This is a genomic window from Streptomyces sp. DF42 (assembly GCF_058267695.1).
In genome coordinates, this window is record NZ_CM177859.1 from 9,716,686 (window position 1) to 9,740,672 (window position 23,987).

A 23,987-nucleotide genomic window follows, 5' to 3' on the forward strand; every position below is an offset into this window, starting at 1 on the left:
ACATGGAAGGCCTGGCCCCTGCCGTCGGCCGCGGTTGGCCTTCCCCCGGTGCCCGCGCGGCAAGCGGTGGTGGCGTGGTGGACTCGTTTCGGACCGCAACTTTTCGACGGTGCTGACGGCTTGCGCAAGACGGGAATCAGCAGTCGAATCGATTCCGCAACAAGGTGCGCAGCAGCGGCCTGTGCACCTTTGGCAGCACCGCGGCACCGGGAGCGCCGTCTCCCGCCGAACTTCTCTGCATCCCACTGCACAACGGCACGTTCAAGCGCTTCGGTATGCATCAGCGCCACCACCACAACCCGACCGGGTTGCGTCGGCACGGTAGGGAGAACAGATGGGGACCACACGTACAAGACGCCGTCCGCTGTCCGGGCGCGGTGGCGTCGCGCGGCTGTTCGCGGTGGCACAGCACCGTGCCAGGTCGGTCGGCGTGCCTTCACCGACACGCTCAGCACACTCTCGTTGGAGGACGCTCGCCCGGGCGGCGGCCGCGGCCGCGCTCGTCGGCGGAGCCCTGGCCGGTGCCACCGTCACGGCCGGGACGGCCCGGGCCGCCACGTCCGGTCCGTGCGACATCTACCAGGCCGGCGGCACGCCCTGTGTGGCGGCGCACAGCACGACGCGGGCGCTTTATGCCTCGTACACCGGACCGCTCTACCAGGTTCGGCGTGCCTCGGACAATGCGACCCGGAACGTCGGTGTCCTGGAGGCGGGCGGGTATGCCGACGCCGCCGCCCAGGACTCGTTCTGCTCGGGCACGACCTGCCTGATCACGATCATCTACGACCAGTCGGGCCGCGGAAACAACCTCACCCAGGCACCCGGTGGCGGTGCCGCGGGCGGCCCCGACAACCTCGCGAACGCGACCGCCGCGCCCACCACGGTGGGCGGTCACAAGGCCTACGGCGTCTTCGTGGCGCCGGGCACCGGCTACCGCAACAACCACACCAACGGCGTCGCCACCGGGGACAACCCCGAGGGCATGTACGCGATTCTCGACGGCACGCACTACAACGGCGGCTGCTGCTTCGACTACGGCAATGCCGAGACGGACAGCAACGACGACGGCAACGGCACCATGGAAGCCATCTACTTCGGCAACATCAAGGTCTGGGGCTACGGTTCGGGCAACGGCCCGTGGATCATGGCCGACCTGGAGAACGGTCTGTTCTCCGGAGTGAACCAGCACTACAACGCGGGCGATCCGACCATCAGCCACCGGTACACGACCGCCATCATCAAGGGCGGGGCGAACCACTGGGCGATCCGTGGCGGCAACGCGCAGTCCGGTGGCCTGTCGACCTTCTACGACGGTCCGCGCCCCAACGTCGCGGGTTACAACCCGATGCGCAAGCAGGGCGCCATCATCCTGGGCATCGGTGGCGACAACAGCAAGGGCGCCCAGGGCACCTTCTACGAAGGGGTGATGACGTCCGGCTATCCGTCGGACGCCACCGAGAACGCGGTCCAGGCCAACATCACCGCGGCCGGGTACAGCAACTCCTCCGGCGGGACGGGCACCGGGGCTCTGCACGCGGTGGGCGCGGGCAAGTGCCTGGACGTGCCGAACTCGTCCACCACGGCCGGCACGCAGCTGCAGATCTGGGACTGCAGCGGCGGCGCCAACCAGACCTGGACCCGTACGTCCTCGGGCCAGTTGACCGTCTACAGCGGCAGCAGCCAGATGTGCCTCGACGCCTACGACAACCAGACGTCCGCCGGCACCAAGGTGGTGACCTGGCCGTGCAACGGGGGCGCCAACCAGCAGTGGCAGGTGAACTCCGACGGCACCGTCACCGGCAGCCAGTCCGGGCTCTGCCTGGACGTCACGGGAGCCTCCACGGCCAACGGCGCCCTGGCGGAACTGTGGCCGTGCAACGGCGGATCCAACCAGCGATGGAGCCTCGGCTGACCTGGACGGCCCGTCCGCGGCCGGCTCACCGCAGAACCCCACGTGACACCACCGGAGGATGACCATGTCCAGAGCCAGAGCCAGAGCGCTCCGCGGCCTGTGGGTCGCGCCCATGGCGCTGCTCGCCCTACTGGCCTCTGGCCAGGCCACGGTCGGGGTCGCGTACGCGATGCCGGCAGAGCGTGAAGCGGCGGCCGCCGACCTGTACGTGGCGCCGGATGCGGCTCCCGGCGGGAACGGCACCGCCGGGCAGCCGTTCACCACCATCGACCAGGCGCAGCAGCCCGCGCACCGGCTGTCGGCCGACTCGGACGTCGTCGTCCATCTGGCCGGTGGCACCTACCGGTTGTCCAAGCCACTGGCCTTCGGCTCCGGCGACGGCGGCCAGAACGGCCACACCATCACCTACCAGGCCGGGTCCGGTCAGCAGCCGGTCGTGTCCGGTGCCCAGCACGTCACGGGTTGGCAGGTGCATGATCAGTCGAAGAATATCTGGTCGGTCCACGTCGGCACCGGCGTGAACACGCGCCAGCTCTACGTGAACGGCAAGGAGGCGCCGCGGGCGGCGATCCAGGTGCCCCGCTCCGGATTCACCTTCACCCAGACCGGCCTGACCGTCACCGACCCCTCCCTCGACTACCTGGCCGGCCTCTCGGACCAGAACCACATGGAAGTCGAGAGCATCAACTCCTTCACCGACCGCTATGCGCCGGTCCGGTCGATCAGCGGCAGGACCATCACCATGCAGCAGCCCGCGTGGAACAACAACTCCTGGGGCTACGACACGATCAACGCGCCGTTCGCCGGCGGGACGATGTACCTGGAGAACAACTACGCGTTCCTGCAGCAGGCCGGACAGTGGTATCTCGACGCCTCCACCGGCGACCTGTACTACCGGGCCCAGCCGGGGCAGAGCCCGAACAGCCTCGACGTCGAACTGCCCCGCCTGCAGAGCCTGCTCGGCATCAGCGGCAGCTACGGCTCACCCGCGACCGGCCTGAGCTTCGCCGGCATTCGGTTCACGGGAACCTCCTGGCTCGGCCCGAGCGGACCCGACGGCTACGCGGACCAGCAGAGCGGCGCACACATCACCGGCGCCTACGCGATGCCCGCCAACTGGCTGAGCACCTGCAAGTCGGGGTGCACGCAGTTCGAGGCCACCCGCAACCACTGGGCGCAGATGCCCGGGGCCGTACAGGTCTCCGCCGCCACGGGCATCACGTTCTCCGGCGACACGTTCTCCGAACTCGGCCAGGCCGGCCTCGGGGTGGGCAACGACGGCGTCGCCACGGCCTCCGGCACCGGACTCGGGGCCAACGGCGTCACCATCACCGGCAACACCTTCACCGACACCGCCGGCAGCGGCATCCAGGTCGGCGGGATCCAGCCGGACGCCCACCACCCGAGCAACCCGCAGATGACCAACCAGAACATCACGATCAGCAACAACAAGGTCAGCGGGGTGGGCACCGACTACAAGGAAACCGCCGCCATCCTGTCCACGTACGTCACCAACGCGACGATCAGCCACAACCAGGTCGACCACCTGCCCTACGACGGGATCGACATCGGCTGGGGCTGGGGCGTCAACGACCCGGGCGGCAGCCAGGACTACGTCAACCGGGGCACGTACACCTACCAGCCCGTCTACAGCACCCCCACGACGCTGAAGAACAACACCGTCTCGCACAACCTGATCTACGACACCAAGAACGCGATGTTCGACGGCGGCAGCATCTACAACCTGTCCGCGAGCCCCGGCTCGGTGATCTCCGACAACTACATGTACGACAACGGTCGCACCACCGCGCTGTACCTCGACGAGGGGTCCCGGTACCTGACGGTGTCGCACAACGTGGTGCAGGACGCCGGCAACTGGGCGCTCACCAACGCCAACGCGAACAACCACACCGACGACAGCACCTTCTCCGGCAACTGGTACAACGGCGGCAACACCTACGTGGCCACCGGACCTCCGCACAACAATGTCCTCACCGGCAACGTCCAGGTCAGCGGAACCAACTGGCCCGAGGGCGCCCGGCAGGTCATCCAGCAGGCAGGCGTCCAGTCCTCGGGCGGCGCCGGGTTCCCCAGCGGCTACCACCAGCTGGTGATCGGCAGCGACAGCCTGTGCCTGGACGTGAACGGCAACTCCGGCGCCGCGGGTGCCGCGATCGCCCAGTGGACCTGCAACGGGCAGAGCAACCAGCAGTTCCAGTTCCTGCCTGCCTCGGGCGGTTACGGGCAGCTGCAGGCGCAGAACTCCGGGCTGGTCGTGGCGGTGTCGGGCGGTTCCACCACCGCCGGTACGCCCGACATCGTGCAGCAGGCCCCGAGTACAGCGGCAGGCGGCCTGTGGCTGCCGGTGCGGCAGTCGGACGGCTCGTACTCCTTCCAGAACCAGAACAGCGGCCTGTGCCTGGACGTCCACGGCGGCGGCAGCAACCTCGGCCAGCAGCTCGACCAGTGGCCCTGCAAGAACACGGCGGGCAGCAACCAGGACTTCACCCCCCGCTGACCGCTCGCGCACTCGTTCACCCCACCCACTGTCCCGCACCAGTGAGGAACGATGATGAAGACGTACTCGGCAGTCCTGGCTGCGGCGCTCACGGCGGTGCTCGGCGTCGGCGCCGCGTCACCCGCGACGGCCGCCGCCGGCAGCGGGTCTCCGCCGTCCGGCGCACGCGTCGCCGCCGCGCCCGCCACCGTGCGGCTGATGCCGCTGGGCGACTCGATCACCTGGGGCGTCGGCAGCCCGTCGGGCAACAGCTACCGGGGCTATCTGTGGAACCAGCTGTCGGCCGAGGGGCACACCCCGGACTTCGTCGGCTCGGGCCGCAACGGCACCATGTCCGACCCGGACAACGAAGGCCACTCCGGGTGGCGGATCGACCAGATCGCCGGGATCGCCGACTCCGTGCTGGCCCGCTACCGCCCGAACGTGATCACCCTGGAGATCGGCACCAACGACCTCAACGGCAACTACCAGATCCCGACCGCTCCCGACCGGCTCCGCGCACTCATCGACCAGATCACGCGCGCCGCCCCCGACGCGACCGTCCTGCTCGGCACCGTGATCGTCTCCACCAGCGGCACCGAGGAGGCCAACCGGCCGGCCTTCAACGCCAGGCTTCCGGGAATCGTCCAGGCCGAGCAGGCCGCCGGCAAGCACGTACGCCTGGTGGACATGAGTGCGCTGACCAGTGCGGACCTGTCCGACGCCCTGCATCCCAACGACAACGGTTTCCGCAAGATGGCGGACGCCTTCAACGCCGGGGTGCAGGCCGCCGACGCGGACGGCTGGATCAAACCGCCGGTTTCGGCGGGCGGTCAGGTGCGTTCCGGGATCGCGGGGAAGTGCCTGGACGTGAGCGGCGGCAACAGCGCCGACGGGAGCGCCGCGATCGTCGCGGCCTGCAACGGCTCTGCCGCGCAGCAGTGGTCCGCGCACGCGGACAACACCCTGCGCGCGCTCGGCAAGTGCCTCGATGTGACCGGCCGCGGTACCGCCAACGGCAGCAAGATCGAGATCTGGGACTGCAACGGCGGCAGCAACCAGCAATGGCAGGCGTACAACGGCGGTTACCGCAACCCGGTCTCCGGCCGCTGCCTCGACGACCCCGGCTCGTCCACCACCGACGGAACACAACTGGTCCTGTGGGACTGCAACGGCGGAGCCAACCAGCAGTGGACCGCGCTGGCGGTCACCACCTCGGCTCCCTGACCCGACAGGGCCGCGGCACCGACTCGTGGTCGGTGTCTCACCCCCACACTCCCACACACAAGGAGAATGATCTCTGATGTCCTGGCTCAACGAGGAGCCCCGTCTGCGCAAGACACTGGCCCTGGCTGTCGGACTGACAGCCGGCACCGTCCTGGCCCTGGCCGGTCCGGCGAACACCGCCGCCCACGCCGCCTCCGGCACGCTGGGCGCGGCCGCGGCCGACAGCGGCCGCTACTTCGGTACGGCCGTGGCCGCCGGAAGGCTCGGAGACTCGACGTACTCCACGATTCTCGACCGGGAGTTCAACATGATCACCCCGGAGAACGAGATGAAGTGGGACACCATCGAGCCGTCCCGCGGCACCTTCAACTTCGGCCCCGGTGACCAGATCGTCAGCCACGCCGCCGCGCACGGGCAGCGGATGCGCGGGCACACGCTGGTCTGGCACTCCCAACTGCCCGGTTGGGTCAGCTCCATCAGGGACGCGAACACCCTGCGCAGTGTGATGAACAACCACATCACCACGGAGATGAACCACTACAAGGGCAAGATCTACGCCTGGGACGTGGTCAACGAGGCGTTCGCCGACAATGGCAGTGGCCAGCACCGCAGTTCGGTGTTCCAGGACGTGCTGGGCAACGGCTTCATCGAGGAGGCCTTCCGCACCGCGCGGGCGACCGACCCGGCGGCCAAGCTCTGCTACAACGACTACAACATCGAGAACTGGTCGGACGCCAAGACCCAGGGCGTCTACAACATGGTGCGCGACTTCAAGGCGCGCGGTGTGCCCATCGACTGCGTCGGCCTCCAGTCCCACTTCGGCGCCGGCGGCCCGCCGTCGAGCTTCCAGACCACACTGTCGAACTTCGCCGCGCTCGGCGTCGACGTACAGATCACCGAGCTCGACATCGCCCAGGCGTCCCCGACGGCGTACGCCAACACCGTCAAGGCGTGCATGAACGTCGCGCGCTGCACCGGCATCACCGTGTGGGGTATCAGGGACAGCGACTCGTGGCGGTCGGGGGAGAACCCGCTCCTGTTCGGCGCGGGCGGCAACAAGAAGCCGGCCTACGACGCGGCCCTGTCCGCGCTCGGCGGCGGCGGCTCGGGCAACCCGGGTGGCATCGTCTCGGGAACCGTGTACTCGCTGGTGGACGTCGCTGCGGGCCGGGCGTTGGACGTCCCGAGCGGGCAGAACGCGAACGGCACGCCCCTGCAGGTCTGGGACTCCAGCGGCGCTGCGAACCAGCAGTGGCGGGCGAGCCAGAACGGCGACGGTTCCTACACCCTGACCAACGTCGGCAGCGGACGGGTTCTGGACGAGCCGGGCGGTCAGACGGGGAACGGAACGCGGATGGCGATCTGGGACTCCAACGGCGGTGCGAACCAGCACTGGCGGGCGAGCCAGAACGGCGACGGTTCCTACACCCTGACCAACGCCGCCTCCGGCCGGGCGCTGGAGGTTCCGGCAGGGCAGGGCGGCAACGGGAGCCCCGTCCAGATCTGGGACTCCAACGGCGGCGCCAACCAGCACTGGAGCTTCAGGTGAGGTGACCTGCGCCCAGCGCGCGGACCTGCACCGTGACGAACACCCGCGCCCGGTACGACGGCCGTCGCCGGACGCGGGTTCGGCATGCCCTCAGGGCGGCCTGACCAGGAAAAACATGGGATGGATCAGATCCCGAATCGCGAAGACAGCTCTATTGACAGCGTATTGGGCCTGTGGGATCACTATGCGACATGGGATGTGTGAGTGTCCTCGTGAGTGCTCCAGGGCGCGCGCTGACGGGAGCGGTCGGCACCCCTTCCGAACTCTTTCGGACAGGCACAGCACTCTCCGTCCCCTTCCCCCGCATATCCGAGGACACAGAATGCAGCCTCCATGCGCTCCGCCCCGCAGCCCCGCCGCTCGTGTACCACGCCTGCCGGCGCAGGCCGCCGTATGCGTGATGGCCCTGCTGGCCATGTTCCTGACCGCCGCGCCGGCATGGTCGGCACCGACGCCCGGGGCAGCCCTGGTGAGTTCGGCGTCGGGGCGGTGCCTGGACGTCAAGGGCAACGTCGACACGTCGGGTACGGGGCTGCAGATCTGGGACTGCAACGGCCAGGCCAACCAGGCGTTCGAGTTCACGGCGGCCGGTGAGCTGCGGACTCTGAACGGCACGCGGTGCGTGGACGCCTACGACACCCGTACCGTTCCGGGAGCCGCGGTGGTCATCCGGCCGTGCGACGGGCGGGCGACCCAGATGTGGCGACAGAGCTCCGGCGGGAGTGTCACCGGTGCCGCCTCCGGATTCTGCCTGGACGTGAGCGGGGCGGGGGCGGCCGACGGCACCGCGGTCATCCTGTGGACCTGCAACGGCCAGAGCAACCAGAAGTGGACCGCGCCGGCGCCCCCGGTGGGCGGGTCGCGTTCGTGCGACATCTACGCCGCGGGCGGAACCCCGTGCGTGGCCGCGCACAGCACGGTGCGCGCGCTCTACGGCTCGTACAACGGCCCCCTCTACCAGGTCAGGCGCGCCTCGGACAACGCGACCAAGGACATCGGCGTACTGGCCGGTGGCTTCGCCGACGCGGCGGCGCAGGACTCGTTCTGCGCGGGCACCACATGCGTGATCACGGTCGTCCGCGACCAGTCCGGACACGGCAACGACCTGTGGTACCAGGGCTCGGCGCAGGTCCCGGGCTCGACGCAGAGCAGTCCCGCGAAGGCGACCTCCGAGTCACTCACCGCCGGGGGCACCAAGGCCTACTCGCTGTACATCAACCCCGGCAACAGCTACTGGCGGGACGGTCACCTGACGGGCGTGCCGACCGGTGCCGCACCCGAAGGGGCGTACATGGTGACCAGCGGCACCCATGTCAACGGCGGCTGCTGCTTCGACTACGGCAACAGCGAGACGGACCGCAAGGCCGACGCCGCCGGGGCGATGGACGCGATCAACTTCGGCACCGAGTGCTGGTTCGGCGGCTGCTCCGGCAGCGGTCCCTGGGTGCAGGCCGATCTCGAATGGGGCCTGTACTCCGGCGGCAGCCAGTCATGGAACCCGGGCCAGCGGGCGTTCGCGAACAAGTTCGTCACCGCGATGCTCAAGAACAACGGCACGTCGAGGTTCGCCCTCAAGGGCGGCAACGCCCAGTCGGGTGGCCTGACAACCCTGTGGGACGGCGGCCTTCCCGGCGGATACAGCCCCATGAAGAAACAAGGGGCCATCGTCCTGGGCAGCGGCGGCGACTGCTGCAAGCCGGGCGGCGGCGCCAACCTGAGCGCCGGCACCTTCTACGAGGGCGCCGTCGTCGCCGGCTACCCCTCCGACGCGACCGACAGCGCGGTCCAGGCCGACATCACCGCCGCCGGCTACCGCTGAACGCTCTCAGCTTCCCCCACTCGTCCCAGGAGTCGATGAGGTATGCCCACCACCACCGCGAGCGCCAGGCGTCTTCGCCAACTGCCCCCGCTGCTGTCCCTGTTGCTGTCCCTGCGCAGGCCCCTTGCGCTCGCCTTCTCGACCGTGCTGCTCGTCGCGGCCGCCCCCCTCCTCTCGCTCGGCACGGCGCAGCCCGCCGCCGCGCTCGGCAACGGGCTCGCGCCGACCCCGCAGATGGGCTTCAACGACTGGAACGCGTACGGCTGCAACGTCTCCGAGTCGCTGATCAAGGCCACCGCGCAGGCGATGCACACCAACGGCATGCAGGCCGCCGGCTACACGTACGTCAACATCGACGACTGCTGGATGACCCACAGCCGCGACTCGGGCGGCCACCTGGTGCCGGATCCCGCGAAGTTCCCCGACGGCATCAAGGGCACCGCGGACTACGTGCACTCACTGGGGCTGAAGCTGGGGATCTACGAGGACGCGGGCACCGCGACCTGCGCGGGATACCCGGGCAGCCTCGGCCACGAGAGCACGGACGCGCAGTCGTTCGCGTCGTGGGGCGTGGACTACCTGAAGTACGACAACTGCAACAACACCGGAGCGCCGGCGCGGACCCGCTACACCGCGATGCGGGACGCCCTGGCGGCCACCGGCAGGCCGATCCTGTACAGCCTGTGCAACTGGGGCCAGGACAACGTGTGGACCTGGGGCGCGGACGTGGGCAACAGCTGGCGCACCACCGGGGACATCACCCCGAGCTTCTCCAGCATGCTGTCGATCTTCCACAGCAACGTCGGACTGGCCTCCTACGCCGGCCCCGGCCACTGGAACGACCCGGACATGCTGGAGGTCGGCAACGGCTCGATGACGGCCACCGAGAACCGCAGCGAGTTCAGCCTCTGGGCGGAGATGGCCGCACCACTGATCGCGGGCACCAACATCCCCTCGGCCAGTGCCGACACCTTGTCCGTCCTGACCAACTCCCGGGTGATAGCGGTCGACCAGGACCCGCTCGGCAAACAGGGGACCATGGTGTCCTCCTCGGGCGGCCTGGACGTGCTGGCCAAGCCGCTCGCCAACGGGGACGTGTCGGTGGCCCTGTTCAACGAGACGAACTCCACGGCGACCATCACCACCACCGCGGCCGCGATCGGCAAGACGGGGGCGTCCGCCTACACCCTCACCGACCTGTGGTCGGGCGCGTCCTCGACCACCTCCGGCACGATCAGCGCCTCTGTACCGGCGCACGGCACGGTGATGTACCGGGTCGCGGGCGGCACCAGCGGTGGCGGCGGCACAAGCGTGACCGGTCAGCTGCACGCGGTCGGCGCGGGCAAGTGCCTGGACGTACCGAACTCCACCACGACCGCCGGTACCCAGGTGGAGATCTGGAGCTGCAACGGCGGCGCCAACCAGACCTGGACGCATTCCGCCTCCGGCTCGCTCACCGTCTACTCCGGCAGCGGCCAGATGTGCCTGGACGCCTACAACAACCAGACCACGCCGGGAACGAAGGTGGAGATCTGGACCTGCAACGGCCAGAGCAACCAGCAGTGGACCCTGAACGCCGACGGCACCATCACCGGCGTGCAGTCCCGCCTGTGCCTGGACGTCACCGGAGCGGCCACGGCTGACGGATCTCTCGCCGAGCTGTGGACCTGCAACGGCAGCAGCAGTCAGCGATGGACGCTGCGATGACCCGCCCCTCCCTCCGGCCACCGGCAGCTTCGGTGCCGCCGTACGGCGGCACCGCCACAAAGGAGGTCTCCATGCCCGGATCAGCAACCGATCGCCGGCGCAGGCGATTCCCGGCGGTGCTCCTGATCGCCCTCGTGATGGCCCTGGCCGCGTTGGGGACACCCTCGTTCGCCACTTCCGCGCGGACCGGCACACCCGCCGTCGGCCACGCGTCGACGCCCGCGCCCGCCGCGGACACGTCGCTTCCGTGCGACCTCTACGCGGCGGGCGGAACGCCGTGCGTGACGGCGCACGCCACGACCAGGGCGCTCTTCGCGGCGTACAACGGGCCGCTGTACCAGATCCAGCGGTCCTCCGACCACAGCTACCGCGACATCGGGGTGCTCGCCGCGGGCGGGTACGCCGACGCGGCGTCCCAGGTGTCGTTCTGCGCGGGCACGTCGTGCACGATCACGAAGATCTACGACCAGACCACCCGGCACAACGACCTGCCGATCTCCTGGGGCGGCTACTGGAAGGGGCCCGGACCCAACGGATCGGACGTGGGAGCCGACGCCATGGCCCTGCCGGTGACCGCGGCCGGCCACCAGGTCTTCGGCGTCAAGGTCACCCCCGGTGTCGGGTACCGCATCGACCACGCGAGCGGCGTGGCCACCGGCTCCCAGCCCGAAGGCATCTACATGGTGACGTCGTCGAACTACACCAACCAGTGGTGCTGCTTCGACTACGGCAGCGGCGAGAACTCCCACACCGACACCGGCAACGCCACCATGAACGCCATCTACTGGGGCAACGCCTGCTGGTTCAACGGCTGCACCGGCAACGGCCCGTGGGTCGAGGCCGACCTGGAGAACGGCATGTTCCACACCAACACCGGCTCCAACAAGGACCCGAACAACCAGGGTGTGCACTACCCGTTCGTCAGCGCGTGGCTGAAGAACAACGGAACCAGCAACTTCACGCTCAAGTACGGCAACGGAGCCGGCGGCGGCCTGACCACCACCTTCTCCGGCCCCCTGCCCAACGGATACTCCCCGATGAAGGTCGACAGCTCCGTCCTCCTCGGCACCGGCGGCGACAACAGCGTCTCGGGGCAGGGCGAGTTCTTCGAAGGCGCGATGACGGCGGGCTACCCCTCCGACGCCACCGAGAACGCCGTCCAGGCCGCCATCACCGCCGCCGGCTACGGAACGGGAAGCGGCGGGGGCGGCACGACCGGTGCGCTGCACGCGGTCGGTGCGGGCAAGTGCCTTGAGGTGCCGGGCAGTTCGACGACTCCGGGCACGCAGACACAGATCAGGGACTGCTCCGGCGCGGCGAACCAGACCTGGTCCCAGAGCGCCTCGCACGAGCTGACCGTCTCCCTGGCCGGCAACCGTCTGTGCCTGGACGCCTCCGAACGGGGCACCAGCCCGGGCACCAAGGTCATCACCTGGACCTGCAACGGCCAGAGCAACCAGCAGTGGACGCTCAACACCAACGGCACCGTCACCAGCACCCTGTCCGGGCTGTGCCTGGACGTCTCGGGCGCCGCCACCGCCAACGGAACCCCCGTACAGCTGTGGACCTGCAATGGCCAGTCCAACCAGAAGTGGACGCTGAGCTGACCCGGTGAGGCACGGCGCGCGATCTCAGGAGGATCTGATGACGACGAGAGTGAGACCCGGCCGTCTGGTACTGCTGAGCGGTGTCGTCCTGGCCCTTGTGCTGGCGCTGTTGTCGACGGCCCCGAGCCGGGCCGCCTCGGGTACGTCGCTGAGCGTCCACCTGGCGTCGGCCCGGGGACCGTCGACCGGCGTGGGGGAGGGGTTCCTCTACGGCATCAGCGAGGACGGCAGCCAGCCCGTCGACCAGTTCCTCCAGCCGCTGGGGATCAACGCGTTCCGCGGCGGCGGATGGTTCTCCGGTGGCTGGATCAGGGACGGCTACCAGTACGGCTCGGCCACCCGGGCCGACGTCGGCTCGATCACCGCGCAGGCCGAGCGGCTCACCCGGCCGCCGTACCACGCGCAGTACCAGGTGCTGGTCAGCGACATCTACGGCGCGAACGGCGGCCAGCCCTCCAACACGAAGTACCCCTGCGACAACGGTGACTGCTCCAACTGGATCAGCTTCATCGACTCCACGGTGGGCGCACTGCAGGCTTCGGGGCTGACGTTCTCCTACGACATCTGGAACGAGCCGGACATCTCCGCCTTCTGGACCCGGGGTGTCAACAGCGCCCAGTACTTCCAGATGTGGGACACCGCCTACCGGGAGATCCGGCGTATCGCCCCCGCGGCGCAGATCGTGGGCCCGTCCCTCGCGTTCACCCCGCAGCGCAACCCGGGCGAATGGCGGACCTGGCTCGCGCACGTGAAGGCGGCCGGGACAGTGCCGGACATGATCGCCAACCACAACGAGGGCGACGTCGACGACCCGGTCACCGTCGCCCAGAGCCTGAGCAACGCCCTGAGCGCGGCGGGCATCGGTCCGTTGCCGCTGTCCTCGAACGAGTACCAGCCGGCCGACCGGCAGAGCGCCGGGGTGACGGCCTGGTACCTGGCGCGGTTCGCACAGTCCGGCTACGCCAACGCGATGCGCGGCAACTGGGTCTGCTGTGTCACCCCGAACCTGACGGGAGTGCTCACCCAGAGCGGGGGCACCTGGCAGCCGACCGGCAACTGGTGGGCGCTTCGGGACTACGCCGACATGACCGGAACCCTCGTCGACACCTCCGGCCAGGTCGGCTCGACGGCCATCGCCGCCGCCGAGGACTCCGCCGCCCAACGCGCGGTAGCAGTGATCGGCGACTCCAACGGCTACACCGGCGCCGCTTCGGTGACCTTCGACGGGCTGTCGTCCGTGCCCTGGCTGACGAACGCCGGCAGTGTGCACGTCACCGTGCATCGCATCCAGGACCAGGCGCCGCTGAGTGCGCCACAGACCGTGTACGACCAGAACGTGAGCGCCTCCGGCGGCTCGGTCACCGTGCCGTTCACGTTCCAGGGCGCGCACGACGCCTTCGCCGTCTATCTGACCCCGGCGTCGTCCGGCGGCGGTAGTTTCCCCGACGGCTACCACCAACTCGTGGTCGCCAACGACAACTTGTGCCTCGACGTGTACGGGAACTCCACCAGCGCGGGCGCCGTGATCGACCAGTGGACCTGCAACGGGCAGGGCAACCAGCAGTTCCGGTTCATGCCGGCCTCGGGCGGCTACGGCGAACTGCGCGCCCAGAACTCCGGCCAGGACGTGGCGGTCGCCGGCAACTCCACGACGGCGGGCACCCCGGACATCGTCCAGCAGGCCCCGGGCACGGCGGCCGGCGCCCTGTGGCTGCCCGTACCGCAGTCCGACGGCACGTACGCCTTCCAGAACCGCAACAGCGGTCTGTGCCTGGACGTCCACGGCGCCGGCAGCAACGCGGGACAGCAACTGGACCAGTGGCAGTGCAAGAACGCGCCGGGCACCAACCAGGACTTCGCCGTCCGCTGATACCACACCCGACGCGGACCCCCACCGACCTGCGAAAGGAACCCCCACCGTGTCAGCACTCAGACGGCTGCTGCGGCGCCTGCGCGCCTCGACGGCCGTGCTCACGGGCCTCGTCCTGGCCGCCGGCGGCCTCGTCGGCACGGTCGCCGCGCCGGCCCACGCCGCGACCTCCATCACCATCAACGGCGCCTCCGGCGGACGGACCTTCGACGGCGTCGGCGCGATCAGCGGCGGAGGCGGCAACAGCAGACTCCTGACCGACTATCCCGAGCCCCAGCGCGGCCAGATCCTCGACTACCTCTTCCGGCCCGGCTACGGGGCCTCCCTGCAGATCCTCAAGGCCGAGATCGGCGGGGACACCAACTCCACCTCGGGAGCCGAGCCGAGCCACCAGCACACCCGTTCCGACCTCAACTGCGACCGGGGCTACGAATGGTGGCTCATGGAGCAGGCCAAGGCCCGCAACCCGAACATCAAGCTGTACGGACTGGCCTGGGGCGCCCCCGGCTGGATCGGGGGCGGCAACTTCTGGTCCACCGACATGATCAACTACCTGGTCTCGTGGCTGGGCTGCGCCAAACAGCACGGGCTCGGCATCGACTACCTCGGCGGTTGGAACGAGAGAGGCTACAACGTCTCCTGGTACGAGCAACTGCGCAGTGCGCTCAACGCCAACGGCTACACCGGCGTCAAGATCGTCGCAGCCGACTCGGACTGGTCCGTGGCGAACGACGTCAACTCCAACCAGGCGTTCGCCGCCGCGGTGAGCGTCATCGGCACGCACTACCCCTGCGGCTACCGCTCCTCCCAGTCCAACTGCTCGGTGCCGTCGGCCGCCACATCGTCCGGCAAGCCCCTGTGGGCCAGCGAGAACGGCTCGGACGACTACAACGGCGGAGCACCGGCCATGGCCCGCGGCATCAACCGCGGATACATCGACGGCCGGATGACCGCGTACCTCAACTGGCCGGTGGTCGCGGCGATCACACCGAACCTGCCGTACCCCACCATGGGTCTCACGCTCGCCTCGCAGCCGTGGTCCGGACACTACGCGATCGGCAAGAACACCTGGGTGATGGCGCACACCAGCCAGTTCACCGCCCCGGGCTGGAAGTACCTCGACTCCTCCAGCGGCTACATCGGCGGCAACCGGAACAACGGCAGCTACGTCTCGCTGAAGTCCACCAACAACTCCGACTACTCCACCGTCATCGAGACGATGGACGCCGGCAGTGCCCAGACCCTGAACTTCAACGTCACCGGAGGCCTGTCCAACGCCACCGTCCACGTCTGGTCGACCGACGTCAACTCCGCCAATCCGGCCGACTACTTCGTGCACACCACGGACATCACCCCGTCCGGCGGCGGCCTCAGCCTGACCCTGCAGCCCCATCGCCTCTACACCCTGACCACCACGACCGGTCAGGGCAAGGGCACCGCGACCGCTCCCGCCCAGAGCGCCATGAACCTGCCGTACAGCGACTCCTTCGACGGCAACGCCACCGGCACCGAGGCGAAGTACCTCATGGACTGGCAGGGCGCCTTCGAGGTCGCGGGCTGCGGCGGCGGCCGCAGCGGCAAGTGCGTGCGCCAGATGAGCCCCCAGAAACCGATCACCTGGGACGCCCTGTCCGATCCGCACGCCCTGCTCGGTGACGTGAGCTGGAGCAACTACACCATCTCGTCCGACGTGCTGCTCGAACAGCCGGGATACGCCGAGCTGATAGGACGCGCGAACGGGCAGGACTACAGCAGCACCGGCGGACTGAACGCCTACCACCTGCGGGTGACTGACACCGGAGCCTGGTCGATCCTGAACTCCGGCACCAACGGCACCGTCTCCACCCTCGCCCACGGCACGACCGCGGCCCTGGGCACCAACCGCTGGCACACTCTCGCGCTCACCTTCTCCGGAACCACCGTCACCGCCGTCATCGACGGTGCCACGGCCGGTTCCGCCAACGACCGCACCTGGGCGGGCGGACAGGTCGGCTACGCGACCAGCCAGGGTGAGACGGCGCAGTTCGACAACCTGTCTCTCACTCCCGGCAGCGGCGGATCCGGCGGCGGCACGACCGCCCCGATCGTCGGGGTCGGCTCCGGCCGGTGCGTGGACGTACCGAACCAGTCCCAGACGCCCGGCACCCAGGTGGAGCTGTGGGACTGCAACGGCGGCAGCAACCAGCAGTGGACGAGCACCTCGGCCGGTGAACTGCGCGTCTACGGCAGCCTCTGCCTGGACGCCTCGGGGAGCGGCACCAGCCCCGGCACCAAGGTCGACATCCGGACCTGCGAGGGCGGCGGCAACCAGAAGTGGACGCTCAACGCCGACGGCACGATCACCGGCGCCCAGTCCGGCCTGTGCCTGGACGCCACCGGTGCGGGAACGGCCAACGGCACCCTGCTGGAGCTGTGGACCTGCAGCGGGGCCGACAACCAGAAGTGGACACGCGAGTGATCCGGCGCCGGCGGCCATCACCCATCGTCAATGACGAGAGAGGTCCCGCATGACTTCCTCCCCCTTTCCCATCAGCCGACGCCGGCTGCTGGCGGCGACCGGCGCGGCCGCGGCCTACGGCCTGCTGCGGTTCGCCCCCGAGGCCGCCGCCACCGACGGCCCCGGGAGCTACACCGCGAGCTGGTCCTCCGTCGACCAGCACCCCCCGGCCCCGGCCTGGTTCAAGGACGCCAAGTTCGGCATCTACTACCACTGGGGCGCCTTCAGCGTCCCCGCGTTCGGCAACGAGTGGTACCCGCGCAACATGTACGTCGGCGGTTCGAACGAGAACCGGCACCACATCGCCACCTACGGCGACCCCTCGGTGTGGCCGTACAACAACTTCATCGACGGGGCCCGCGACAAGGCGGGCAACTTCGTGCAGTTCGCCCCCAAACCGGCCTCCCAGGGCGGCAATTGGGACCCGGACGCCTGGGCCCGGCTGTTCAAGTCCGCGGGCGCCAGATTCGCCGGCCCGGTCGCCGAACACCACGACGGCTTCTCCATGTGGAACAGCCGCGCCAACCCGTGGAACTCCGTCCGGCACGGCCCCCGGCTCGACCTCGTGGGGCTGCACGCGCAGGCCATCCGCGGGCAGGGGCTGAAGTTCATGGCCTCCCTGCACCACGCCTACCACTTCAACGGCTTCTACGACCACGTGCCGTCCCAGTCGGATCCGGCGCTCCGCGTGCTCTACGGCCAGCAGGGCTCGGACGCGGAGAACAAGCTCTGGTACGACAAGCTGGTCGAGGTCATCGACGGCTACCAGCCGGACCTGCTCTGGCAGGACTTCGACCTCAACCTGGTGCAGGAGTCCTACCGGCTCCAGTTCCTCGCGCACTACTACAACCAGGCGGTCTCCTGGAACAAGGACGTGGCCGCGACCTACAAGGACGGGCTCAACAACAAGGGCGAGGTCTTCGACTTCGAGCGCGGCGGCCCGGCCGGACTGCTCACCCCCTACTGGCTGACCGACGACAGCATCTCCTCCTCCAGCTGGTGCTACACGGTGGGCATCGGCTACTACTCGACGCAGGCGCTGCTGCACTCGCTGATCGACCGGGTCAGCAAGGGCGGCACCATGCTGCTGAACATCGCCCCGATGGCCGACGGCACCATCCCCGCCGGGCAGCAGTCGATCCTGCTCGCCATGGGGGACTGGCTCGGCCGCTTCGGAGAGGCCGTCTACGGCACCCGCTCCTGGGCCAGCTACGGCGAGGGCCCCACCAAGATGGGCGGAGGTTCGTTCAGCGGACCGGTGGCCGGCAAACCCCAGGACGTCCGCTTCACCCGCAGCCAGGACAACAAGGTCCTCTACGTCACCGCGCTGGGCTGGCAGGGCGGCACCATGACCGTCACCACGCTGAACTCGAACCAGATCAACCTCAGCAGCCTGACCGGCGCCCAACTGCTGAACAACACCGCCGGCACCTACACCAACCTGCCCACCCCGACGCAGGACGCCTCCGGCCTGCACCTGGCCATGCCCTCGTCGAACCCGCCGTTCAACGCCCTGGCCTACACGGTCAAGCTCACCTTCTCCGGTGAGATTCCCGTCCTGGGCGCACCGGGCGGCTCCACGACCTGGATGAAGATCGCCAACGTGACCAGCGGGCTGGCGCTGGACAGCGGGGGCAACGTCGCCGCCGGCTCCAACCTCAAGCAGTGGAGCTACGACGGCAGCGCCAACCTGCAGTGGCAGCTCATCGACCTCGGCAACGGCTACGTCCGCATCATGAACCGCGCCAACGGTATGGCCGCCGACAGCTGGGGCAACTCCGCCAACGGCGCTCCCGCCCGGCAGGAGGCGTGGAACGGCGGCAACAACCAGCAGTGGTCGCTCAACGGTCTTGGCGGCAACCGCTACCAGATCGTCAACCGGGGCACCGGCACCGCCCTCGACGGCAGCGGCAGCACCGCGGTGGGCTCGACGGCCGTGCTGTGGACGCCGAACTCGAGCACCAACAACGAATGGACCGTCACCGGCGTGTGAACCGCCCCGGCGACCGACCGACGCTCCCCTCCATCCCCCGACCACGGAAGCAGGAGTGCATGAAACGCACACCGCTCTTTCTGTCCATCGCGGCGGCGCTACTTCTCGTCCTGTCCGCCGCGGGCACCTCGTTGGGCAGCGGTCTCGGCGCGCCCGCGTCGGCCGCCCACGCCGCCGCCGCGGCGACCGCCGGCTGCGGCAAGGCCCCGGCCCTGACGAGTGGCACCCACACGATCCAGAGCGGCGGCCAGGCCCGCAGTTACATCCTGCGGGTCCCCGCCGGCTACGACAACAACCACCCCTACCGGCTGGTCTTCGGCTTCCACTGGCGCGGCGGCACGGCGGCCGACGTCGACTCGGGCGGAACGGACGGGTACAACTGGTCCTACTACGGCCTGAGGCGCCTGGCGGACAACGCGAACAACGGCACGATCTTCGTCGCCCCCCAGGGCAACGGCAACGGCTGGGCCAACCCCGGCGGCCAGGACGTGGCCTTCGTCGACGCCATGGTCAGCCAGATCGAAGCAGGTCTGTGCGTCGACACCACCCAGTTGTTCGCCGGCGGCTTCAGCTACGGCGGCGGGATGTCGTACGCCCTCGCCTGCTCACGGGCGACGGTCTTCCGTGCGGTCGCGGTCTACTCCGGCGCGAACCTCAGCGGGTGCAACGGCGGCAACCAGCCCATCGCCTACATGGGTCTGCACGGCCTCAGGGACAACGTGCTGCCCATCGCGTTGGGACGGGAACTGCGCGACACGTTCGTCCGGGCCAACGGCTGCACCCCGCAGAACCCGCCCGAGCCGGCCAACGGAAGCCTGACGCACATCATCACCACCTACTCGGGATGCAAGTCCGGATACCCCGTCGTATGGGCCGCGTTCGACGGAGCGGGCCACGACCCCGGCCCGATAGACGGTTCCACCGGTGACGGCTGGCGCACCTGGACGTCGGCAGCGGTGTGGCAGTTCTTCACCCAGTTCGGCTCGAACCAGCCGCCACCGTCCTCCGGCAACCAGGAGATCATCGGTCAGCAGTCGGGGCGCTGCCTCGACATCAACAACTCCACGACCACCAACGGCACGCAGGCACAACTGTGGGACTGCAACGGCGGCTCCAACCAACGGTGGACCCACTCCACCGGAAAGCAACTGGTCGTCTACGGCAACAAGTGCCTGGGCGTCGGCCAGTCCGCGGGCAACGGCACCCCGGCGGCGATCGGGGACTGCAGCGGGCAGGCGGACCAGCAGTGGAACGTCAATCCCGACGGCACGATCACCGCAGCGCAGTCGGGTCTCTGCCTGGACGCGAGCGGCCAGGGCACCGTGAACGGGACAAAGATCCAGTTGTGGAGCTGCTCGGGCGGTGCGAACCAGCACTGGCGCCTGAACTGACACACGAGGCCAGAACGGCACCGTGCCTGTGACGCGGGTTCTTGTTGATATGACGCAGGCGCGCCCGGTCCCCGCGAGGTCGCGGGGACCGGGCGCGCCTGAACGTGACACGGCCCTGGCCGGGGCGGAATCAGACAGTTCTGCTCTCTGGCCGGTGAGCCCGGGGTCTGGCTGCGCGGGCCTGCGTCTCCTGCTCGGCCACCTCGTCGAGTCCGGCGCCGGGCGGATCGGGCTCACCCTGCCCCTGCACGACGGCGCGCACCCGCACCTGGTCGCGGACGCCTCGACGGGGATGACGGACACGACGACCAGAGTGATGCGGCTCGCCGCGGCCATACGAGTCACCATCAGGGCCCCGGTCACCCAAACGTCGTGACCGGGGCTCAGGATCAGCTGTCGCGGAAGGCGCCGACCGCCGCTCGTACCGCCGCTAGTTCCGGTAGCGGAACACGATGCGGCCGCGCGTCAGGTCGTACGGCGGGAGCTCCACCAGCACCCGGTCCTCCAGCATGATCTTGATGTAGTTCTTGCGGATCTTTCCGCTGATGTGCGCGAGCACCTGGTGGCCGTTCTCGAGCTCCACGGTGAACATGGCGCTGCGCAGGCACTCGACGACCTTGCCCTCGACCTCGATGACGTTCCTGTTCCTCGTCATCGCACCAGCTCCAGGTTGCTGCTCATCGGCCGGGCGCCGATGCCCTCGAACAGGGCCGAGGCCGCTTGGTTGGACTCCTGGACTTCCGTCCAGGCCGTGGCGAAGCCGGAGCTGTGCAGCGCCCCCAGCGCATGGGCCAGCAGCGCCCGCGCGATGCCGCGGCGCTGCTCACCGGCCCGGACCGCGACCAGCCCGATGCGCGGCCGGTTCACCGTCACCACCCGGATCAGACCCAGATACCGGTCCGGCGCCGCGGCCACCGCGTACTTCGACGGGTCGACGATGGTGTCGCCCTCGGGGCGAGGGATCACCTCCGCGGGCATCGACTGCCACCCGACGGTCGCCTCGACCTCGTCCCGGATCACGCGGTCCACCGCCCGCAGGAGACTCTCGTCCGCCTGCCCGGCGGGCACGATCGTCACGCCCGAAGGCGCCATGGCCTCGTCGAGCCCTGTGACCCGCGGGTCGGTCGGCACGACGTACTCCCACTCGCGGCGCCGGATCGTGAAACCGGCCCGCCACCAGCGGTCCGTCAGCTCGACATCGGCTTCGTCGACCACCGTGTACAGCGGCGCCGGCAGTTGCGCCAGCATCGCTTCGGCGAGCCGGTCGAACGTGGCGTCGTGCCAGGCGTCGATGCTGACGAACAGGCGTCCGTCGGCCCGGTGTTGCGCATGCCCGCGGCCGACCACCAGGTCGTCATCCAGCGCATGCCATTGGCTGTCCGCGACGCGCGTGATCGTCACCGCGTTGTCGCTCAGACCAGATGTGAAAAGTTTTGAATCCATCGGAGTGTCCTTCCAGGAGTGCCTCGATCTCAGGCGCTCCTGGCGACACCGAACGTCAGCCGCCGGACCGTGACGGGTTGAGGGAGCACCCACGGGTAACTGTGTTCACGGGGCTCACCTCCATACGACGACTTCACGGTCCATCGCGAAAGTAGCAGCGGGAGCCGCCCCGCTCAAACCATTTCCTACGAGCTCGTAGCGCGACGACGAGGCGGAGCTTGCGGGGCGGTCAGGCGTCCAGACGTCGCTTCGCGAGCCAGGCGACGATCCCGGGGTCGTGGTGGTCGAGGAACAGGGAGCTGCCGGCGTCGAGGGTGGAGATCCGGGCCACTGCTCCGCCGTGAGCTCGAAGTCGAATACGTCGAGATTCTCTGCCATGCGCTCGGCGCGCACCGACTTGGGGATGACGACGACGCCGCGCTCGGTCAGCGGGCGCAGCACGACCTGTGCCACCGACTTGCCGTATTCCTCGCCGATCTGGGCCGGCAGCGGGTTGTTCGACGAAGGCCCGGACCGCGGCTCTGCCTACGGGCAATGAGCCACGGTAGAGGTCGAGAACGACAACCCAGGCTCCCGCGGTGTCGCTGTCGGCGTCAGTGTCGGTGTCGGACGAGTGATCCAGGGCACCGTCAGCTGTATCGGTGGCGTCCCGCCTGGTGGTGTAGCCGATCAAGTCGCCGGAATCCGCAGGCCAGCGCCGGTAGTTCCGCGCAACCGGGTGCTCAACTCACCCCAGCAGGGCGCCTCGTAGACGGCCAGCTCGGCGCAGATCGCCTGGAGCTTCGTACCGCAACGCGTAAGGCTTGATCCCCTACACCACGACGCGGGACGCGACCGCTGTATCGCTGCAGCAGTCCGTCCACGTACGCCTCCAGCCGCTCTCCCAGCACCTCGGACGTCAGGTCGACCCGCCCCAGTTCACCGCTGCGGCCCGGCCGGCTTGGCCGCGTCGGGGCAGTAGTGCAGAGCGTCGAGCAGCCGCCAGTACAGGTGGTCGGAGCCGTCGGCGAGGTCGCGGCCGCCGTGTGCCTCGTACCGCTCGGGGAAGTCCAGCCCGTACGCAGGCCCGTGCAGCAGCGCGAGCGTGGTCGAGCCCACGTGGGTGGCGTTCGCCTTTCGGCCCTCAACCCACGGGCACCTCTGCCCAACGGCACGTTCCGCCGGAGTGCACCTGGACTCCGCATCGGGCGGACAGGGCGGTGACGATGTCGAGGCCTCGCCCGTGCTCATCCGGGTCCGTCATGGGCGTGGACGGCCCGGCCGGCGCTGCGGGGCCGGTGTCGTTCACTTCGACACGTACGGCGCGGCATCCGTCGGCCGCGGCCCGCGACACCCGCAACGTCGCCGGGGGAAGGGCGTGGACAACCGCGTTCGTGAGCAGCTCCGAGACCACCAGGAGGACGTCGTCGGTGCCCTCGGCGGACAGGTTCCAGCTGCTGAGGACTGCGGCTACGCGCTGGCGCACAGCCGAGACGGCCCTGGCGGCGTGCAGGAGCGGAAAGACGTGTTCGACTTCCCAGCGAAGTGCGGCGCTGGGCGGCGCTGCAGTCATGTGCCGATCTCCTCCGAGGAAGGTGCTGCTGCCGGCTGGAGGCCGGGCGTCATGTGACGCTATGGAGGGATGTGCGGTCGGTCAATGAACAGCGGTCGGCATTACCGAACGGCAGTCCTGACGGGGGCAAACGCGGCTACGATCGCCGTATGGCCGGGCCAGTCCAGTCCATAGAACGGGCGGCGGCGATCCTGCGCCTGCTGGCCGGCGGTCCCCGACGGCTCGGACTGGGCGAAGTGGCGTCGTCGCTCGGGCTGGCCAAGGGCACCGTGCACGGCATTCTGCGCACCCTGCAACACGTGGACTTCGTGGAACAGGACGAGGCGACCGGAAAATACCAGCTCGGGGCGGCGCTGCTGCACCTCGGCACGAGCTACCTCGACGTGAACGAACTGCGGTCGCGCTCCCTGAACTGGGCCGACGCCCTGGCCGCCCGCAGTGGGGAGGCCGTCCGCCTGGGCACGCCCCTGGAAGGCAAGGTGCTCATCGTGCACCACGTCTTCCGGCCGGACGACACCCTTCAGACCCTGGACGTGGGCGCGCTCCTGCCGCTGCACGCGTCTTCCCTCGGGAAGGTCCTGCTCGCCTTCGGGGCGGCGCAGGTCGATCCGTTGCTGGAGACGGGACTGGAGGCGTACACCCGGCACACCCTGGTCTTCCCGGAGGCCCTCCACCGGGCGCTCGGTGAGATCCGGGAGCTCGGCTGGGGCGCCGAGGTGCAGGAAATGAGCATGGGCGAGGCCGGCATCGCCATGCCCATCCGGGGGCACGGCGGCCTGGTGGTGGGTGCGATCGGCGTATCCGGCCCGTTGGAGCGGCTCTGCGACACCACGGGCCGGCCCCGGCCGACCCCGATCACCTTGCTCCGGGAGGCCGCCCGCGCGATTTCCAGAGACCTGGGCGCCGGACGCTGGTAGGTCCCC

At 69.3% G+C, this 23,987-nt stretch carries 15 protein-coding genes and 3 pseudogenes; 13 read left to right on the forward strand and 5 right to left on the reverse strand.

The genetic code is table 11. From position 1 onward, the window contains the following. Positions 1-334 precede the first annotated feature (334 nt). The 12 genes and pseudogenes from ACYUED_RS44740 to ACYUED_RS44795 all read left to right on the forward strand — a co-directional run bounded on the left by ACYUED_RS44740 (position 335) and on the right by ACYUED_RS44795 (position 20,445). Positions 335-1,912 carry an arabinofuranosidase catalytic domain-containing protein gene (locus tag ACYUED_RS44740; RefSeq protein WP_491290113.1) on the forward strand — a complete coding sequence of 526 codons (1,578 nt, stop codon included), beginning with the start codon at positions 335-337 and terminating at the stop codon, positions 1,910-1,912. 64 nt (positions 1,913-1,976) lie between these two features. Continuing rightward, positions 1,977-4,430 (forward strand): RICIN domain-containing protein, encoded by a 2,454-nt coding sequence (locus ACYUED_RS44745; RefSeq protein ID WP_491290114.1) that lies wholly within the window; start codon positions 1,977-1,979, stop codon positions 4,428-4,430. Positions 4,431-4,484: 54 nt separating this feature from the next. Beyond that, positions 4,485-5,636: a ricin-type beta-trefoil lectin domain protein gene (locus ACYUED_RS44750; RefSeq protein WP_491294732.1), complete on the forward strand. Its 1,152-nt coding sequence runs from the start codon at positions 4,485-4,487 to the stop codon at positions 5,634-5,636. Positions 5,637-5,712: 76 nt separating this feature from the next. Continuing rightward, a pseudogene (locus ACYUED_RS44755) lies at positions 5,713-7,182 on the forward strand (glycoside hydrolase family 10 protein); the annotation flags it as partial. Positions 7,183-7,585: 403 nt separating this feature from the next. After that, the gene (locus tag ACYUED_RS44760; RefSeq protein ID WP_491290115.1) at positions 7,586-9,004 is read left to right on the forward strand and encodes an arabinofuranosidase catalytic domain-containing protein; all 1,419 of its coding nucleotides are present in this window, start codon (positions 7,586-7,588) and stop codon (positions 9,002-9,004) included. Between the two features lie 42 nt (positions 9,005-9,046). Next, positions 9,047-10,711 (forward strand): glycoside hydrolase family 27 protein, encoded by a 1,665-nt coding sequence (locus ACYUED_RS44765; RefSeq protein WP_491290116.1) that lies wholly within the window; start codon positions 9,047-9,049, stop codon positions 10,709-10,711. Between the two features lie 71 nt (positions 10,712-10,782). Next, complete coding sequence (locus ACYUED_RS44770; RefSeq protein ID WP_491290117.1) at positions 10,783-12,318, forward strand: arabinofuranosidase catalytic domain-containing protein; 1,536 nt, start codon at positions 10,783-10,785, stop codon at positions 12,316-12,318. 37 nt (positions 12,319-12,355) lie between these two features. Next, entirely contained in the window at positions 12,356-14,188 is a 1,833-nt protein-coding gene (locus tag ACYUED_RS44775; RefSeq protein WP_491290118.1) for an RICIN domain-containing protein, read from the forward strand. Positions 14,189-14,237: 49 nt separating this feature from the next. After that, positions 14,238-16,646 carry a ricin-type beta-trefoil lectin domain protein gene (locus ACYUED_RS44780; RefSeq protein WP_491290119.1) on the forward strand — a complete coding sequence of 803 codons (2,409 nt, stop codon included), beginning with the start codon at positions 14,238-14,240 and terminating at the stop codon, positions 16,644-16,646. Positions 16,647-16,695: 49 nt separating this feature from the next. Continuing rightward, positions 16,696-18,678, forward strand: coding sequence for an alpha-L-fucosidase (locus ACYUED_RS44785; protein ID WP_491290120.1), 1,983 nt, complete (start codon positions 16,696-16,698; stop codon positions 18,676-18,678). 59 nt (positions 18,679-18,737) lie between these two features. Beyond that, positions 18,738-20,069: a ricin-type beta-trefoil lectin domain protein gene (locus tag ACYUED_RS44790; protein WP_491290121.1), complete on the forward strand. Its 1,332-nt coding sequence runs from the start codon at positions 18,738-18,740 to the stop codon at positions 20,067-20,069. A 154-nt stretch (positions 20,070-20,223) separates the two neighbouring features. Next, positions 20,224-20,445 carry a hypothetical protein gene (locus ACYUED_RS44795; RefSeq protein ID WP_491290122.1) on the forward strand — a complete coding sequence of 74 codons (222 nt, stop codon included), beginning with the start codon at positions 20,224-20,226 and terminating at the stop codon, positions 20,443-20,445. A 54-nt stretch (positions 20,446-20,499) separates the two neighbouring features. Here ACYUED_RS44795 and infA read toward each other — a convergent pair whose 3' ends face one another. The 5 genes and pseudogenes from infA to ACYUED_RS44820 all read right to left on the reverse strand — a co-directional run bounded on the left by infA (position 20,500) and on the right by ACYUED_RS44820 (position 23,064). Further along, positions 20,500-20,724 carry a translation initiation factor IF-1 gene (infA, locus tag ACYUED_RS44800; protein WP_212914249.1) on the reverse strand — a complete coding sequence of 75 codons (225 nt, stop codon included), beginning with the start codon at positions 20,722-20,724 and terminating at the stop codon, positions 20,500-20,502. Continuing rightward, on the reverse strand, positions 20,721-21,512 hold the full coding sequence (locus ACYUED_RS44805; RefSeq protein WP_491290123.1) for a GNAT family N-acetyltransferase: 792 nt from the start codon (positions 21,510-21,512) through the stop codon (positions 20,721-20,723). Before ACYUED_RS44805 ends, infA begins: the two co-directional genes overlap by 4 nt. A gap of 387 nt (positions 21,513-21,899) precedes the next feature. Then, positions 21,900-21,965: pseudogene (locus ACYUED_RS44810) on the reverse strand (hypothetical protein); the annotation flags it as partial. Positions 21,966-22,351: 386 nt separating this feature from the next. Continuing rightward, positions 22,352-22,604 (reverse strand): annotated as a pseudogene (locus ACYUED_RS44815) (aminoglycoside phosphotransferase); the annotation flags it as partial. A gap of 31 nt (positions 22,605-22,635) precedes the next feature. Next, on the reverse strand, positions 22,636-23,064 hold the full coding sequence (locus ACYUED_RS44820) for an ATP-binding protein (protein WP_491290124.1): 429 nt from the start codon (positions 23,062-23,064) through the stop codon (positions 22,636-22,638). Between the two features lie 149 nt (positions 23,065-23,213). On the opposite strand from ACYUED_RS44820, the gene ACYUED_RS44825 reads away from it, so the two are divergent. Further along, entirely contained in the window at positions 23,214-23,981 is a 768-nt protein-coding gene (locus ACYUED_RS44825) for an IclR family transcriptional regulator (protein WP_491290125.1), read from the forward strand. Positions 23,982-23,987 lie beyond the last annotated feature (6 nt).